This is a genomic window from Paraglaciecola sp. IT1134 (genome assembly GCF_058068185.1).
Genome location: NZ_CM176486.1, coordinates 3,323,544 through 3,337,606 on the forward strand (window position 1 = coordinate 3,323,544; position 14,063 = coordinate 3,337,606).

The 14,063-nt window shown below is 47.6% G+C and carries 12 protein-coding genes; 7 read left to right on the forward strand and 5 right to left on the reverse strand.

Annotated elements, in window-relative coordinates:
* Positions 1-119: 119 nt before the first annotated feature.
* Positions 120-566 (reverse strand): MaoC family dehydratase, encoded by a 447-nt coding sequence (locus AC3RV5_RS14465; RefSeq protein ID WP_489728329.1) that lies wholly within the window; start codon positions 564-566, stop codon positions 120-122.
* Positions 567-710: 144 nt separating this feature from the next.
* Here AC3RV5_RS14465 and AC3RV5_RS14470 point away from each other — a divergent pair, with 144 nt between their 5' ends.
* The 4 genes from AC3RV5_RS14470 (at position 711) to AC3RV5_RS14485 (ending at position 3,826) form a co-directional block, all read left to right on the forward strand.
* Positions 711-1,619 (forward strand): LysR family transcriptional regulator, encoded by a 909-nt coding sequence (locus AC3RV5_RS14470; protein WP_489728330.1) that lies wholly within the window; start codon positions 711-713, stop codon positions 1,617-1,619.
* Positions 1,620-1,772: 153 nt separating this feature from the next.
* Positions 1,773-2,168, forward strand: a complete 396-nt coding sequence (locus AC3RV5_RS14475; RefSeq protein ID WP_489728331.1) for a DUF3718 domain-containing protein — start codon at positions 1,773-1,775, stop codon at positions 2,166-2,168.
* Between the two features lie 163 nt (positions 2,169-2,331).
* Positions 2,332-2,787, forward strand: coding sequence for a DUF1428 domain-containing protein (locus AC3RV5_RS14480; protein WP_489728332.1), 456 nt, complete (start codon positions 2,332-2,334; stop codon positions 2,785-2,787).
* Positions 2,788-3,430: 643 nt separating this feature from the next.
* Positions 3,431-3,826, forward strand: a complete 396-nt coding sequence (locus AC3RV5_RS14485; RefSeq protein ID WP_489728333.1) for a DUF3718 domain-containing protein — start codon at positions 3,431-3,433, stop codon at positions 3,824-3,826.
* A gap of 82 nt (positions 3,827-3,908) precedes the next feature.
* Here AC3RV5_RS14485 and AC3RV5_RS14490 read toward each other — a convergent pair whose 3' ends face one another.
* The 4 genes from AC3RV5_RS14490 to AC3RV5_RS14505 all read right to left on the reverse strand — a co-directional run bounded on the left by AC3RV5_RS14490 (position 3,909) and on the right by AC3RV5_RS14505 (position 10,357).
* Positions 3,909-4,838, reverse strand: coding sequence for an alpha/beta fold hydrolase (locus tag AC3RV5_RS14490; protein ID WP_489728334.1), 930 nt, complete (start codon positions 4,836-4,838; stop codon positions 3,909-3,911).
* A gap of 196 nt (positions 4,839-5,034) precedes the next feature.
* A complete protein-coding gene (locus AC3RV5_RS14495) occupies positions 5,035-6,837 on the reverse strand; it encodes an acyl-CoA dehydrogenase C-terminal domain-containing protein (RefSeq protein ID WP_489728335.1) in 1,803 nt (600 codons plus the stop codon).
* A gap of 181 nt (positions 6,838-7,018) precedes the next feature.
* Positions 7,019-8,200, reverse strand: coding sequence for an acetyl-CoA C-acyltransferase (locus AC3RV5_RS14500; RefSeq protein WP_489728336.1), 1,182 nt, complete (start codon positions 8,198-8,200; stop codon positions 7,019-7,021).
* Between the two features lie 39 nt (positions 8,201-8,239).
* Positions 8,240-10,357, reverse strand: a complete 2,118-nt coding sequence (locus AC3RV5_RS14505; protein WP_489728337.1) for a 3-hydroxyacyl-CoA dehydrogenase NAD-binding domain-containing protein — start codon at positions 10,355-10,357, stop codon at positions 8,240-8,242.
* A gap of 252 nt (positions 10,358-10,609) precedes the next feature.
* Here AC3RV5_RS14505 and AC3RV5_RS14510 point away from each other — a divergent pair, with 252 nt between their 5' ends.
* The 3 genes from AC3RV5_RS14510 to AC3RV5_RS14520 all read left to right on the forward strand — a co-directional run bounded on the left by AC3RV5_RS14510 (position 10,610) and on the right by AC3RV5_RS14520 (position 14,042).
* Entirely contained in the window at positions 10,610-11,530 is a 921-nt protein-coding gene (locus tag AC3RV5_RS14510) for a haloalkane dehalogenase (RefSeq protein ID WP_489728338.1), read from the forward strand.
* A gap of 15 nt (positions 11,531-11,545) precedes the next feature.
* Positions 11,546-12,313, forward strand: a complete 768-nt coding sequence (locus AC3RV5_RS14515) for an SDR family NAD(P)-dependent oxidoreductase (protein ID WP_489728339.1) — start codon at positions 11,546-11,548, stop codon at positions 12,311-12,313.
* Between the two features lie 79 nt (positions 12,314-12,392).
* Entirely contained in the window at positions 12,393-14,042 is a 1,650-nt protein-coding gene (locus tag AC3RV5_RS14520; protein WP_489728340.1) for a long-chain-fatty-acid--CoA ligase, read from the forward strand.
* Positions 14,043-14,063 lie beyond the last annotated feature (21 nt).

Genomic DNA, 14,063 nt, shown 5'->3' on the forward strand with positions numbered 1-14,063 from the left:
ACACCAGTCATGTAAATGCAATGTTATTTATATGTAAACATTAGCGCTTTAAATGGTTAGACCAGTTGAACTGTGCAATAGGCCAACGATAAATTGAGAAATTAAATCATGCTATTAAGCTAAGCCACTAATAACATTAGAAAAGTGCCTATAAATGCCGGTTTTTCCCGGTTATTTATCTGGGCTTGAGTTTCAAAGTGGAATAATAGCCCCGACGATTTAGGCTCAGTTTTTAGCAGTTTTGAAACAAAACGAATCTGATCATTGACCCTCACCGGCTCTAAAAAGCGAATTTTTTCCACGCCGTAATTAAGCAAGGTTTGGGTGGCCGAGTCGAGTTTAATCATATGATAAAAGACCTCGGACATTAAAGTAACCGTTAAAAATCCATGGGCGATGGTTGATTTAAAGGGGCTGTATTTGGCACAACGGTCCTCATCTATGTGGATCCACTGATGATCCCCCGTTGCCTCAGCAAACAAATTTATACGCGCTTGGTCAATAACCATCCATTCACTGGGGGTGAGTTGTTCGTTTACGGCTAACTTCAATAAATCTTTTGGCATATCAGTGCTCCTAATAAATGTATACCCAGATTAGCAAACTGGTAACTATCATCAAAATGAATGTTCTGTATACTAAAGTATTAGCCACGTTAATTATGGAATTAAGTTAATCTAGCCATAATCAGAACGTAAAGTGATGTATATATGAATTTAAATAGAATCGATCTTAATCTTTTTGCGGTCTTTGATGCTATCTATACTGCGGGTAGCTTAACTAAAGCCGCCGACGTACTGTGTATTACCCAACCAGCAGTAAGTAACTCCCTTGCCCGACTGCGAGAAATGCTCAACGATCCATTGTTTGTGCGAACTGGCCATAGCATGACTCCTACGCCTGTGGCACAAAATATTATCGGTCCAGCCAGAGAAGCCCTTGGTTTACTGCGCAAAAGTGTACAAGAAAGCCACACTTTTGATCCCGCTACAGCTGAAATCAGTTACAACTTTGCCGCCCGGGATTTACTGGAAGCTATCATCATGCCTCGCCTGACGGCCAAGTTACAAAGCTGCGCACCGAATATAAGCCTGACCAATTACGATATTCCCCGCAGTGCTATTGTCTCGGCTATGGCCAGTGGTAGTCTGGATTTTTATGCCGATGCCGCTTCTTTTGTCGATCCCCATTTATGTAAACAAAAAATTGCTCAGGACAGACTAGTCGCTATCGCCCGCAGAAATCATCCGTCGTTGAGCCAGGGGCTGAGCCTGGATACCTTTTTGCAATTGGGTCATATTAATATATCTCAGCGACGCACCGGAGCCGGCCCAATAGAAGTAGCGCTGGATAAACTCAATCTCAAACGCAAAGTTGTGATCCGTAGCCAGCACTTTCTAACCGTACCAAGTGTTATATTTAAAACCGATTTAATTGCCTGTGTTCCATATCACCTGGCAAAACACTATGAATTATCGATCTACGAATTGCCCTTTGATATTCCGCCAGTTGAATACTTTTTATATTGGCATGTCAGTGCGGATCACGACCAAGCCCATATATGGTTGCGCAAACTGATAGAGGAAGTGGTCACGACTTATCACCCAGATAGCCCCTAGACATTATAAGCAATACCCCAACACGTGTCTTTTATTCTAAAGGGTATACGATGACATACCCCAGTATCGACGTGTAGATTTTTTAATCATTCCAAGTAGTCTTTAATAACCTCACATTTGCACCAAGTATCGACACTTACTGAGGCATTGACCATGTTGAAAATAGTTAAAACTTCTATCGCTATCGCCGCTACGTCATTAATCATTACTGGTACGGCCCAAGCCGATATAAATGAAGCCCTGCAAAACATTTGTACCATTGTGAAAGCCGATGACAAGGGCGAATTGCGCAAAAAGATGAAACGTGTGCAATCCGATTACCGTCTTAAATTACAGGATTATTATTCGGGTATCACCTGTGGTGGCAATAGCCTAATTCGCTCTGCCCTGCTCAATGGTTCAGTGGAAACCGGCACCTTGATGATTAAAAAAATGCCTAGAGGTGACTTAAGTTCTCCAGAGCAGGACGGAAAAACCGTCAAGGCCTGGGCGACCGAACAAGGATTGAATGATTCCCCTATATTTGCGGAATTAATCGAGCGGATTTAATCCTCTACTTACCTGCCCAGGCTGAGTATCCATAGCTAATCTTAATATGGTAGGTGATAAGCAGCTAGCACTAGCTGGACGTTAAAAAACGGTCTCTTGTGAGGCCGTTTTTTTATGCACGAAATCGCTCTCATTCCAGACACTAGTGCTGGATTGCCGGCGAATGGACATCTGGGCTGCGGCTTATCTGTCAAACAAAAAACATCACCGTCCTGTCGATCTCCCCTTTAGTACTGCGACTTGTAATATGGCCTATGTAGACGGATTTGTATTAGCCGTGCCAAAAGCCAACAAACAAGCATTTATCGGGCATGCCAATATCGCCGATAACGTATTTCTCGAATGGGGCGCCACTCGTGTCGTTGAGTGCTGGGCTGATGATGTGCCCGATGGCAAGGTAACCGATTTTCACCGGGCCGTGCAGGCAACAACTGACGAGGTGGTGGTTTTTTCCTGGATTGAATGGCCAGATAAATCAACACGCAACGCCGCCATGGCAAAAATGCAGGATCAAATGCACTTTGACTCACGCCTGAGCCAGGAGACAAACCCCATGCCTTTTGATGGCTGCCGCATGATATTTGGCGGCTTTAAACCCATTGTCAGTTTGCCCCAATAATAGGTTATATATAAAGACCAACACTTGCACCGTTCGATAAACGACACAATATGGACTCTCTTATTACCCGGTATTTCCCGGGGTTTTCGTCCTGACCCCGATGCTCCCCCCTGAGCGTAGAGTTCACTCTACGCGGCATGACCTATCAGGCGCTCAATGGCGGTGCGCATTTCACCCTTAGTGCAGTTGCCTCAATAGAGGTGTTAACAGACAATTAATCCGAAACCGATCGCTTGTGGCTGGCGTTGTTAGACGACGGCGGCAGTGCCAGTCAATGGGGCTGACTCAAGGACTGCTTTGGTCTGTCCTGGCAGATTGTTCCCCGGCGTTTTATTGAAATGCTATCGTCCCCAGACCAGACAGCTGTCAACCGTGTCACGCTAGCTATGATGTCAATGCAAAAGGTGGACATCGCCGCATTAGAAACAGCTTTTTCAGGTGATTCCCAGCATTCGCACACTATTTCACTTTAGGGGGATTAATCACACCAGGCAGAGGGATATCACGAGCTAAAACAAGGCGTTAAGGGTGTATTGTTTTTCATACCCAAGTATCACAGCGCAGGTTTTTTAATCAAGCTCGATAGGGTTTAATGCTCCCACTGAAACGACATACCACTTTACTAACCCACGAGAAATTGACCATGTTGAAAATAGTTAAAACTTCTATCGCTATCGCTGCTGCTTCATTAATCATGACTGGCACAGCCCAAGCCGATGTAAACGAAGCCCTACAGAATATTTGTACTATCGTAAAAGCCGATGACAAGGGTGAGCTGCGTAAAAAAATGAAACGTGTGCAATCCGATTATCGTCTTAAATTGCAAGATTATTATTCAGGTATCAGCTGCGGTGGCAATAGCCTTATCCGCACCGCGATGTTAAATGGTTCGGTGGAAACCGGTACGTTAATGGTTAAGAAAATGCCTAAAGGTGATTTAAGCTCACCTGAGCAAGACGGCAAAACGGTCATGAACTGGGCCAACGAAAACGGCATGGACAGCTCGCCTATCGTTGCGGCGCTTATCGACCGAATTTAGCCCGATTGAGTAATAGTTTCAACATGGTAAGCAGGTAGCGCTACCTGTGTCCTAAAAAACGGCCTCATCTGAGGCCGTTTTTTTATACCTTCAATTTGACCTGAATAAAGCTCGCAATTTGCCGGTTAACAGACTTTGGTTGTTCATGATGCAGCCAATGGCTCGCATCCGGATATCTATGTATCAAGCAATCAGGTACGTACTGTTCGATGCCAGTTAATATATCCTGGGTAAAAGCTTCATCTTGCTCGCCCCATAATATCAAGGTGGGCAGGTTAATCCTGATATTGGGAATTTTCTGGGCGGATACTTTATCCCGTTGGTGCTGATCAGTAGCTTCTCCTCGAAGTAGCGATGGCAAGCTGGGCATAACACGATAGTAGTTGAGCATTCCCTCAATAGCCCCTGGTTGACCCCAGGCACGAAGGTATTGAGCTTGCTGCAAAGCCGTAAACTGCTGGTCGATCATACCGTTAAATAACATGTCCCTGAGCATGGCAAAATTATCTTTACTGACCACCTCAACGGCATCACAGCTAATAAGTTGCTGGATATAAGCGCTTTTTTGCCGCTGTTTTGGGTTGTGCAACATTTCCCGGGTGAAGGTACTGGGGTGAGCGGCATTGAGTATCACCAGTTGGCTAAACAACTGTGCATGAAATGCGGCCAGTGGCCAGGCTATAGCCCCTCCCCAATCATGGGCGATCAGGGCAACTTGCTCACTTGGAGCTATTTTGCGCACAAAGTCCGCATACAGTTCAATTAACTTGGGTAAGCGAAAGACTTCGAGATCAGTGGGTTTATCACTTAAGTTATAACCCATCAAATCTGGCACTATAACCCTATATTGCGCATAGAAATATTCAATCTGGGCCAACCAGGAGCCCCAATACTCGGGAAAACCATGCAGGAAGATCAGGGTCTTCAATGGCGTAGTCGACGTTTCAGGTTTGGCTTGCACATAGTGCAATCGGATATTTTGTACATTCAGGTAATGATGGGTAATGGGCATTGTCGCTCCCCATAAAAAAGCGAACCTATACCCTTCATCCTTGAAACTGCCTATTTGTTGGCTACAATCATTCACCCCAATCACTTAGTGTACTAGGCTCAAGGGGTTTCATTCATTTGCCGCAACGCGGTTGTCGCCGCCATGCAATTCCAATGATTTTGGGTAAACGTTCGCCTGACAAGGTAATTACACAGGATTATAGACCTAAATCGAATTGATCCACTGGCATGCTCATCAAGTTTTCGGCGCCGCTGTCAATAGCCGACACCAAAGAACGGGTGCGGGTAAGTAAGCGGTCGAAATAAAATTTGGCGGTGTGCAGTTTAGCCTGATAGAAGTCGGGGTTATCCGTACCGGCCACCAGTTTCTCCTGGGCCGTGACGGCCATTCGCAACCAAAAATATCCCACTGTGACATAACCTGAATACATCAGATAATCCACCGATGCCGCCCCCAATTCTTCTGGGTTTTTGGCGGCACGTTTAGTCACATCCACAGTGATCTGTTTCCATTCATCCAGATGCACCTCAATGGCATTTGACCAGGCATTAAACTGACTTTTGTCCCGCACACTCAAACAATATTCCCGCACTTCCTGGATAAATACGTCCAGTAAGGCACCGTTAGATCCCACCACTTTACGGGCTAACAAATCGATAGCCTGAATCCCCGTAGTCCCTTCATACATAGTGCAGATACGGGTATCACGGGCTAGTTGCTCCATGCCCCATTCTTTGACATAACCGTGACCGCCATACACTTGCATGCCATAACTGGTGGTTTCCTGAGCAGTTTCGGTTAGAAACGCTTTGACGATAGGCGTCAATAAGGCCAGTTTTGCTTCCGCCAATTGTTTGGCTTGTTCATCCTTACCATACAGGGTTACATCGACCATTTGCATCGCATAGATGACCAGTGCTCGGTTGCCCTCGGCAAAAGCTTTTTGGGTTAACAACATACGTCGCACGTCGGGATGCACTATGATGGGATCCGCCGGCCCATCGGGATTTTGCACGCCTTTCATGGACCGAAACTGCAAACGATCTTTAGCGTAAGCCAAAGCGCCCTGAAACGCCGCTTCCGATGACGCCAGGCCTTCCAACCCAGTGCCTATGCGCGCAGAGTTCATAAAGGTAAACATGCAATTCAAACCCCGATTCTGGGTACCAATAAGATAACCTTTGGCACCATCGAAGTTAATCACACATGTTGCAGAAGCTTTGATGCCCATCTTATGCTCAATGGAGCCACAGCTGACCGCGTTACGATCTAGCTTTTCGCCTTCGGAGCTGACGTTAAATTTAGGTACTGCAAACAGGGAAATGCCCCGGGTACCGCTTGGAGCGTCGGGTAACCGGGCAATCACTATATGCACTATATTTTCGGCAAAGTCGTGTTCACCGGCTGAGATGAAAATCTTGGTGCCGGTTAAGTCATAACTGCCATCTTCGTTAGGCACGGCTTTGGTTTTCAGCATCCCCAGGTCAGAACCACAATGTGATTCAGTCAAACACATGGTGCCAGTCCAGGTGCCGGCCACCAATTTATGCAAAAACATTTTCTGCTGCTCAGCTGTACCATGGGTTTTTATGGTGGCCATACAGCCCTGGCTTAAGCCCGGGTACATCGCCCAGGAATGGTTGGCCCCGGAGAACCACTCAGCTATAGTGCTTGCCAAAGAATAAGGTAATTCTTGTCCACCAAATTCCTCAGGATGAGTCATCGAAGGCCAGCCACCTTCAACGTATTGATGGTAAGCTTCTTTGAACCCGGCCGGTGTAGTCACCACAGAGTCTTCCCAACGACAACCTTCCTCATCGCCTGAGGCATTGATGGGGGCTAGCACATTTTCACTGAATTTGGCGGCTTCACCGAAAATCGCTTCGACCATATCCGGGCTTGCATCCTCAAAACCCAGATCCGCATAATGCTTTTCAAATCCAAGTAATTCGTTCATCACAAATAACGCGTCTTTTTGTGGAGACTTATAACCTTGCATATTCCTACCTCTGTAAACTATTGAGTCGACCCTGAAAAATACAAAACACCGTATGGATCAATTTATGAATTTTATTAACTAACTCGATGCAGGGTCGCGCTCCGTGGGCTGCACCGCAGCACAAAAAATTACCTGACCGTCCGTCCGCCTTACGCTAGAAGCAATGTTTTATTGTGCCAATCTAATAGACTTCAAACAAACCTGCAGCACCCATGCCGCCGCCAATACACATAGTACACACCACATACTTGGCGCCCCGGCGTTTCCCTTCGATCAGTGCATGACCAACCATACGTGCGCCACTCATGCCGTAGGGATGGCCAATAGAAATCGCGCCACCGTTGACGTTTAATAACTCATCGGGAATACCTAATTTTTCCCGGCAATATAACACTTGCACAGCAAACGCCTCGTTTAACTCCCATAAACCAATATCGTTCATGGTAAGACCATGCTGTTTAAGCAACTTAGGCACGGCGAATATGGGACCAATACCCATCTCATCAGGTTCACAACCTGATACCGCAATACCCCGATAGGCGCCTAGGGGTCTCAGATTTTGCTGCTCAGCTAAGGTGCTGCTCATGATGACACAGGCCGATGCGCCGTCAGATAACTGACTGGCATTACCTGCGGTAATGCAGCCCCCCTCGATAACCGGTTTCAGGCTACTGAGCCCCTCAAGGGTGGTCTCAGCTCGATTACCTTCATCTTTGCTAAGGGTCACTTCATGAAAACTCTCTTCCCGGGTTTCCTTATCAACCACTACCTTAGTGGTGGTAAAGGGCACAATTTCATCATCAAACTTGCCTGCCGCTTGGGCAGCCGCGGTACGCATCTGACTTTGAAACGCATATTCGTCCTGAGCATCTCGGCTGATGCCGTAACGCTGTGCCACTATCTCTGCGGTTTGCAACATAGGCATATAGATATTTTTATGTTTTTTGGCTAAAGCTGGATCCACCACTCGGTGGTTGTTCATCGCCTTGTTTTGCACCAAGCTGATGGAATCCAGGCCACCCGCAACCATGATGGGCACATTGTCGGTAATAATATGTTTGGCGGCGGTAGCAATGGCATACATGCCAGAACTGCATTGGCGGTCAAGTGTCATGCCCGCTACTGTCACTGGAAGATCACCTGCCAAAGCGGCCAGACGGCCGATATTCATGCCACCGCTTCCCTGAGTTAAGGCACTACCGATGATCACATCGTCCACTGAAGCCGGGTCGATACCGGCTCGTTTTACCGCTTCACGGATTGCATGACCACCCAAGCTGGGGGCTTCTAAATTGTTAAATGCCCCCTTGTAAGCGCGACCTATAGGCGTTCTGGCGGTAGATACTATTACGGCTTCTTTCATAACATTACTCTCAATTGATTAAATATAAATGGATTGGTATTAATTAACATCAGCAAAACGTTTGCCTTGTTCGGCCAAGCGTTTCAACAACGGCGCAGGTTCAAACCAGTGCCCACCATATTCACCTAATTCGTCACGATACTTACACATGGCGTCGTAAACTGTTTTTAGGCCAATTTCATCAGCATATTGCATTGGCCCACCACGATAAACCGGGAAGCCATAGCCGTAGACATAAATCACGTCTATGTCGCTGGATTTGGCGGCTATGCCCTCTTCAAGAATAAGGGCACCCTCATTGATAAGCGGGAACATACAACGCTCAAGAATTTCTTGCTCTGAAATGTCACGCTGCTTCACCCCAAGCTTTTGCGCTTCTTGTTTTGCAATGGCCACCACCACAGGATCGGGAATGGGTTGACGTCGCCCCGGCTCGTAAAGGTAAACCCCACGGCTGGCTTTAAGGCCGACTCGCCCTTGTTCCACCAGCCGATCAGAGACCACACAATAACTAGGATCATGGGCAATTTTGTCACGGCGCGACTCACGTACATAAAAGCCGATATCCAAGCCTGCCATATCACCCATGGTGAAGGGGCCCATAGGCATGCCAAAGTCATAAAGAACCTTATCAACCTGTTCGGGTGTGGCACCTTCAAGCATCAAACGGCCCGCTTCGCGGCCATAAGGTTCTATCATGCGATTGCCGACAAAACCAAAACATACCCCCACCAAAACCGCAACTTTGTTGATTTTTTTAGCCATTTGCATGGCCGTTTTAATCACCTGTGCAGAGGTTTTGTCAGCCTTAACCACTTCGAGCAGCTTCATTACATTGGCCGGGCTGAAAAAGTGCAGTCCTATAACGTCCTCGGGGCGTGAGGTAGCGGTCGCAATTTCGTTAATGTCTAAAGTGGAGGTATTGGAGGCCAAAATAGCACCGGGTTTACATACCCTATCGAGGGCGCCAAACACTTCCTTTTTAACCGACATTTTTTCGAAAACCGCTTCAATAACCAAATCCACGTCACCTAATGCTGCATATTCGGTAGATCCCTGTAACAGGGCCATTCTGGTTTCTACGTCTTGGGCTGTCAGCTTGCCTTTTTTGGCAGAGTTTTCGTAGTTTTTACGAATTAACGCCAGTCCTTTATCCAGTGCGTCCTGTTTGAGCTCCAATAGCGTCACAGGAATGCCGGCATTGGCAAAATTCATGGCAATCCCCCCACCCATGGTACCTGCGCCTATTATCCCGACTTTTTTGATATCTCGTACAAGTGTTGACTTGTCAAAATCTTGTACGTGGGAAGCCGCACGTTCGGCAAAAAAGAAATGCTGTTGGGCCCGGGCTTCTTTGGACCCCATACACTGCATAAAGAGTTCACTTTCCCGTGCTAAACCCTCGGCGAAAGGCAGTTCTACGGCAGCCTCAACAGCCTGAATACAACGCTCAGGGGCAAAAAAACCCCGGGCTTTTTGTGTCAAACCTTGGCGATATTGAGCAAACAACTCAGTCGGCGCAGTTGCAACATCAACCTTAATGTCACAGGTTCTGGGCATAGATGCGCCCTTGGCGATTATGGTTTGACAAAAAACCATGGTCTGGCTCAGCAGATCCTGGGGAGTATGCACCAACAAATCAAACACCCCATCGAGTTGTTCTGCTTTAACCGGCTTGCCAGATACGATCATATCCAGGGCCGCTGCTACACCGGCTAAACGTGGTAAGCGTTGGGTGCCGCCAGCGCCAGGTAAAATGCCCAAATTTACTTCCGGCAGTCCCACCTTATTATCTGCAAAGGTCACCCGATAATGACAGGCCAGCGCCACCTCGAAACCACCACCAAAAGCCGGCCCGGTCAACAGTGCAATAACAGGTTTGCTGGCGTTTTCAATAATGTCTAATACTGTAGGTAAGGCAGGTTCAAGGTCTCCACCGGTAAATTCACTGATATCCGCACCGCCAGAGAATAAGGCCAAGTTGGACGAAATGACTATGGCTTGCACTGTCTCATCTGCTACCGCTTGTTGGATATTGTCGATTAACCCAATGCGCACCGATTTTGACAAAGCATTGACCGGTGGATTTTGCATCGTCACAACAGCCACGTTGCCCTGTGTAGCGTATGTAACAGCTTGTGGCGCTGATTGGCTCATAAGGATCTCGTATCAGTAATAGTTAATGAGCAATATTAGGCCAGGCTAGTTAATCATCCAAATTTATTGGTTTTATATTTATTAATAACTTGCACTGATAGCCAGTCCAAGCGCGGGTCCTGCTTATTATTCATTTTATGCATATTATTGTATCAATCTGGGCAAGTTGACTTTTAAAGCACCATCTGATTTTCTAGTAGTCATTAGCATTTGATTTACACTGTATTTACATTGACCAAGAAGGGATTAGCAGTGAAGTATTTAACCACCCCAGATAATTGCTTTAATGCACTAGAACAGTTCGACTATGCCCCGCATTATTTGCACGTTGATGACTTCGAAGGAGCCAGCCTGCGTATGCATTATCTGGACGAAGGCCCCAGAGATGGCGAGGTCATATTGGCTTTACACGGGGAGCCGTCCTGGTGTTATCTGTATCGTAAGATGCTCAAGCCCCTTGTAGCCGCTGGGTATCGAGTGATAGCGCCAGATTTAATCGGCTTTGGCCGTTCAGATAAACCGACACAGCGTAGTGATTATACTTATCAGCGACATCTTGACTGGTTACGTAGCGCAATCCGCCAGCTGGAATTAAGCAACATCACCCTCATCTGCCAAGATTGGGGAGGACTATTGGGCTTGCGTCTGGTAGCTGAACACCCGGACTGGTTTGCCCGGGTGTTAGCGGCCAATACTATGTTACCTACCGGGGATCATGCCCCGGGCGAAGCCTTTTTAAAATGGAAGGTTTTTTCCCAAGAGGTCGCTGAGTTTCCGGTCTCGGGGATCATTAAGGGCGCAACCGTCACCCCATTATCACCCGAGGTATTGGCGGCTTATGATGCACCTTTCCCTGAAGAGCGTTACAAAGCTGGGGTACGCCAGTTTCCATTATTGGTGCCCGTTACCCCTGATGATCCGCAATCGACTGCCAATCGCCAGGCATGGAAAGTGCTGCAGAATTGGCAAAAACCTTTTCTCACTGCCTTTGGTGATAGTGATCCTGTGACTAAAGGTGGCGATACAATAATGCAAAAATTGATCCCCGGCACCCAGGGTCAAAAACACACCACTATTGCAAAAGGCGGCCATTTTTTACAGGAAGATCAGGGTGAGAAACTCGCCGAGGTACTGCTGCAATTTATCACCGACAACCCTTTATCAGTTAGTTAACAAGTGAGTATTTATATGGATCCACTCTTAGATTTCAGTGGTCAGGTCGCCCTGATCACCGGTGCAGCAAGCGGCTTTGGTCGCTTACTAGCCAAAGGGTTAGTCGAGCGCGGCTGCAATTTGGTGATCAGCGACATAGACGAAGCAGGATTAGCCATCACCGTTGACTCTCTGGCCCCCTATGCAAAACAGGTGATTGCCCAAAAATGCAACGTTGCCAAGGAACAGGACTGTAAAGCCATGGTGGATACCGCCATGCAAAAATTCGGTCGGGTGGATATAGGCGTCAATAATGCGGGCATAGCCCACAGTTTGGCTCCCCTACATACTCTGGATGAGGCTACCTTGGACAAACAGGTAGATGTGAACCTGAAAGGTGTGATGTTTGGCATGAAGTACCAGATAGAGTCCATGCTTAAGCAAGGGAGCGGGCATATCCTCAACGTCAGTTCACTGGCAGGCTTAGGCGGAGCCCCAAAGGGCGCGGCCTATTCTGCCGTTAAACACGCGGTTATCGGGCTAACAAAAACCGCCGCCGTGGAATATGCCAGAAAGGGCATTCGGGCTAATGCAATCTGCCCGTTTTATACCCCAACTAATATTTTAAACATAGACGGCCAGATATCCCAGGAAGGTATCGACCGACTGGCGGTGGGCTGTCCCATGAAGCGTCTGGCCACCCCTCAGGAGATAGTCAACGCCATGCTGCTGATTTTGTCTCCGGGAAATACCTACATGACGGGTCAAGCCATTGCCCTTGATGGCGGTGTAACCGCTTGGTAGGGGTCACTTTCAGGGTTGTTAGACACACACAATTGATTTTACGGGCAGTTTTTTTGCCCCAGCAGATAAGGATTACCCCATGCAAGCAATGATGATGAAATCCCAGTTAATGATTTCCTCAATACTCCGACACGCGGAAAAAAACTTTCCCCAACGGGAGATAGTATCGGTTACGGCCGATAACCCCAGACACCGTTACACCTACCAGAAATTTGCCAAGCGCAGCCGCCAGTTGGCCAATGTGCTTGCCAGCTTGGGAGCAAAATTTGGGGATCGCATCGGCACCTTAGCCTGGAACGACTACCGTCATCTGGAGCTGTATTACGCCGTATCTGGCAGCGGTATGGTGTGCCATACCATTAATCCCAAGTTGTTCCCGGAGCAGGTGGCGTACATCGTCAATCATGCCAAAGACAGGTTTATCTTTGTTGATGTGCTGGTCATGCCGTTGATCGAAGCGCTACAGGCACAGTTGGGGGGAGTCGAGCAGTTCATCGTGATGACTGACCAGCAACATATGCCAGAAACCAGTTTACCCAATGTATTGTGTTATGAAACATTGCTCGCTGGGCAGACGGATAAATTCGATTGGCCAGAGTTTGATGAAAACACTGCCAGTGGCATGTGTTACACCTCCGGCACTACGGGGAATCCTAAAGGTGTACTTTACAGTCACCGCTCCACCTTGCTGCATGCCTTATCAGGGGCGTTACCTGATGTGACGAATTCATCATGCAGGGAAATATGTTTACCTGTGGTCCCCATGTTCCATGTTAATGCTTGGGGTTTACCCTTTGGTACCATAATGACAGGTACCAAATTGGTATTACCAGGACCCAAAATGGGTGATGGTGAAACCTTGCAAGCATTAATCGAATCTGAACAAGTGAGCTACAGCTCGGGTGTACCGACTATTTGGCTGGCCTTGCTGGATTACCTGGATACAAGCGGCAAAAAAGTGCCTAGTCTGGCACGGGTGACAGTGGGTGGTGCGGCTTGTCCCAGAGCCATTATTGAACGTTTTAAACAGGATTACGGCACTATGGTTATCCAAGGCTGGGGCATGACCGAAACCAGCCCATTGGGCACCATATTTAGCATGCAACCGGGCATGGAAGACTACTCCGAAGAGCAAATTACTGAGCTGCAAACCCTACAAGGCCGAGGTTTGTTTGGTATTGAAATGTGTATCATGGATACAAACAATCAGCAGTTGCCCTGGGATGGTGTCGCCTTTGGCGCCCTAAAAGTCCGTGGCCCCTGGGTGGCCAGTGGTTACTACGGTTTATCACAAACCCCGGGAGCCCCTGATTGCCCCGTGGATGAGCAGGGCTGGTTTGAAACCGGTGACGTTGCCCTTATAAACCCCAACGGTTTCATGCAGATCACCGATCGGACCAAAGATGTCATCAAGTCCGGCGGAGAATGGGTCAGCTCTATCGAAATTGAAAACGCTGCGGTCAGTCATAAGGGCATTGCCGAGGCCGCTGCTATTGGCCGCCCCCATCCGAAATGGACGGAACGCCCCTTGTTGGTTGTGGTACGCAAAAAGAACAGCCAAGTCGGCGGCGATGATATTTTGGCCTTTTTAAGTGACAAGCTGCATAAATTGTCCATGCCCGATGATGTAGTTTTTGTTGACGAGTTACCCCATACCGCCACGGGCAAGTTGAACAAACTCGCATTACGCAAAATATTTGAGCATTATCAATTTCCTGAAGTTGGCTGACTTGTCACCCATACAATAATT

What these genes read in the sequence shown, in the direction of transcription:
- AC3RV5_RS14475 (WP_489728331.1), top strand. Translation starts at nt 1,773, where the DNA reads ATGTTGAAAATAGTTAAAACTTCTATCGCTATCGCCGCTACGTCATTA.
- AC3RV5_RS14505 (WP_489728337.1), bottom strand. Translation starts at nt 10,357, where the DNA reads ATGAGCCAATCAGCGCCACAAGCTGTTACATACGCTACACAGGGCAAC.
- AC3RV5_RS14520 (WP_489728340.1), top strand. Translation starts at nt 12,393, where the DNA reads ATGCAAGCAATGATGATGAAATCCCAGTTAATGATTTCCTCAATACTC.
- AC3RV5_RS14515 (WP_489728339.1), top strand. Translation starts at nt 11,546, where the DNA reads ATGGATCCACTCTTAGATTTCAGTGGTCAGGTCGCCCTGATCACCGGT.
- AC3RV5_RS14500 (WP_489728336.1), bottom strand. Translation starts at nt 8,200, where the DNA reads ATGAAAGAAGCCGTAATAGTATCTACCGCCAGAACGCCTATAGGTCGC.
- AC3RV5_RS14470 (WP_489728330.1), top strand. Translation starts at nt 711, where the DNA reads ATGAATTTAAATAGAATCGATCTTAATCTTTTTGCGGTCTTTGATGCT.
- AC3RV5_RS14495 (WP_489728335.1), bottom strand. Translation starts at nt 6,837, where the DNA reads ATGCAAGGTTATAAGTCTCCACAAAAAGACGCGTTATTTGTGATGAAC.
- AC3RV5_RS14485 (WP_489728333.1), top strand. Translation starts at nt 3,431, where the DNA reads ATGTTGAAAATAGTTAAAACTTCTATCGCTATCGCTGCTGCTTCATTA.
- AC3RV5_RS14480 (WP_489728332.1), top strand. Translation starts at nt 2,332, where the DNA reads ATGGACATCTGGGCTGCGGCTTATCTGTCAAACAAAAAACATCACCGT.
- AC3RV5_RS14490 (WP_489728334.1), bottom strand. Translation starts at nt 4,838, where the DNA reads ATGCCCATTACCCATCATTACCTGAATGTACAAAATATCCGATTGCAC.
- AC3RV5_RS14465 (WP_489728329.1), bottom strand. Translation starts at nt 566, where the DNA reads ATGCCAAAAGATTTATTGAAGTTAGCCGTAAACGAACAACTCACCCCC.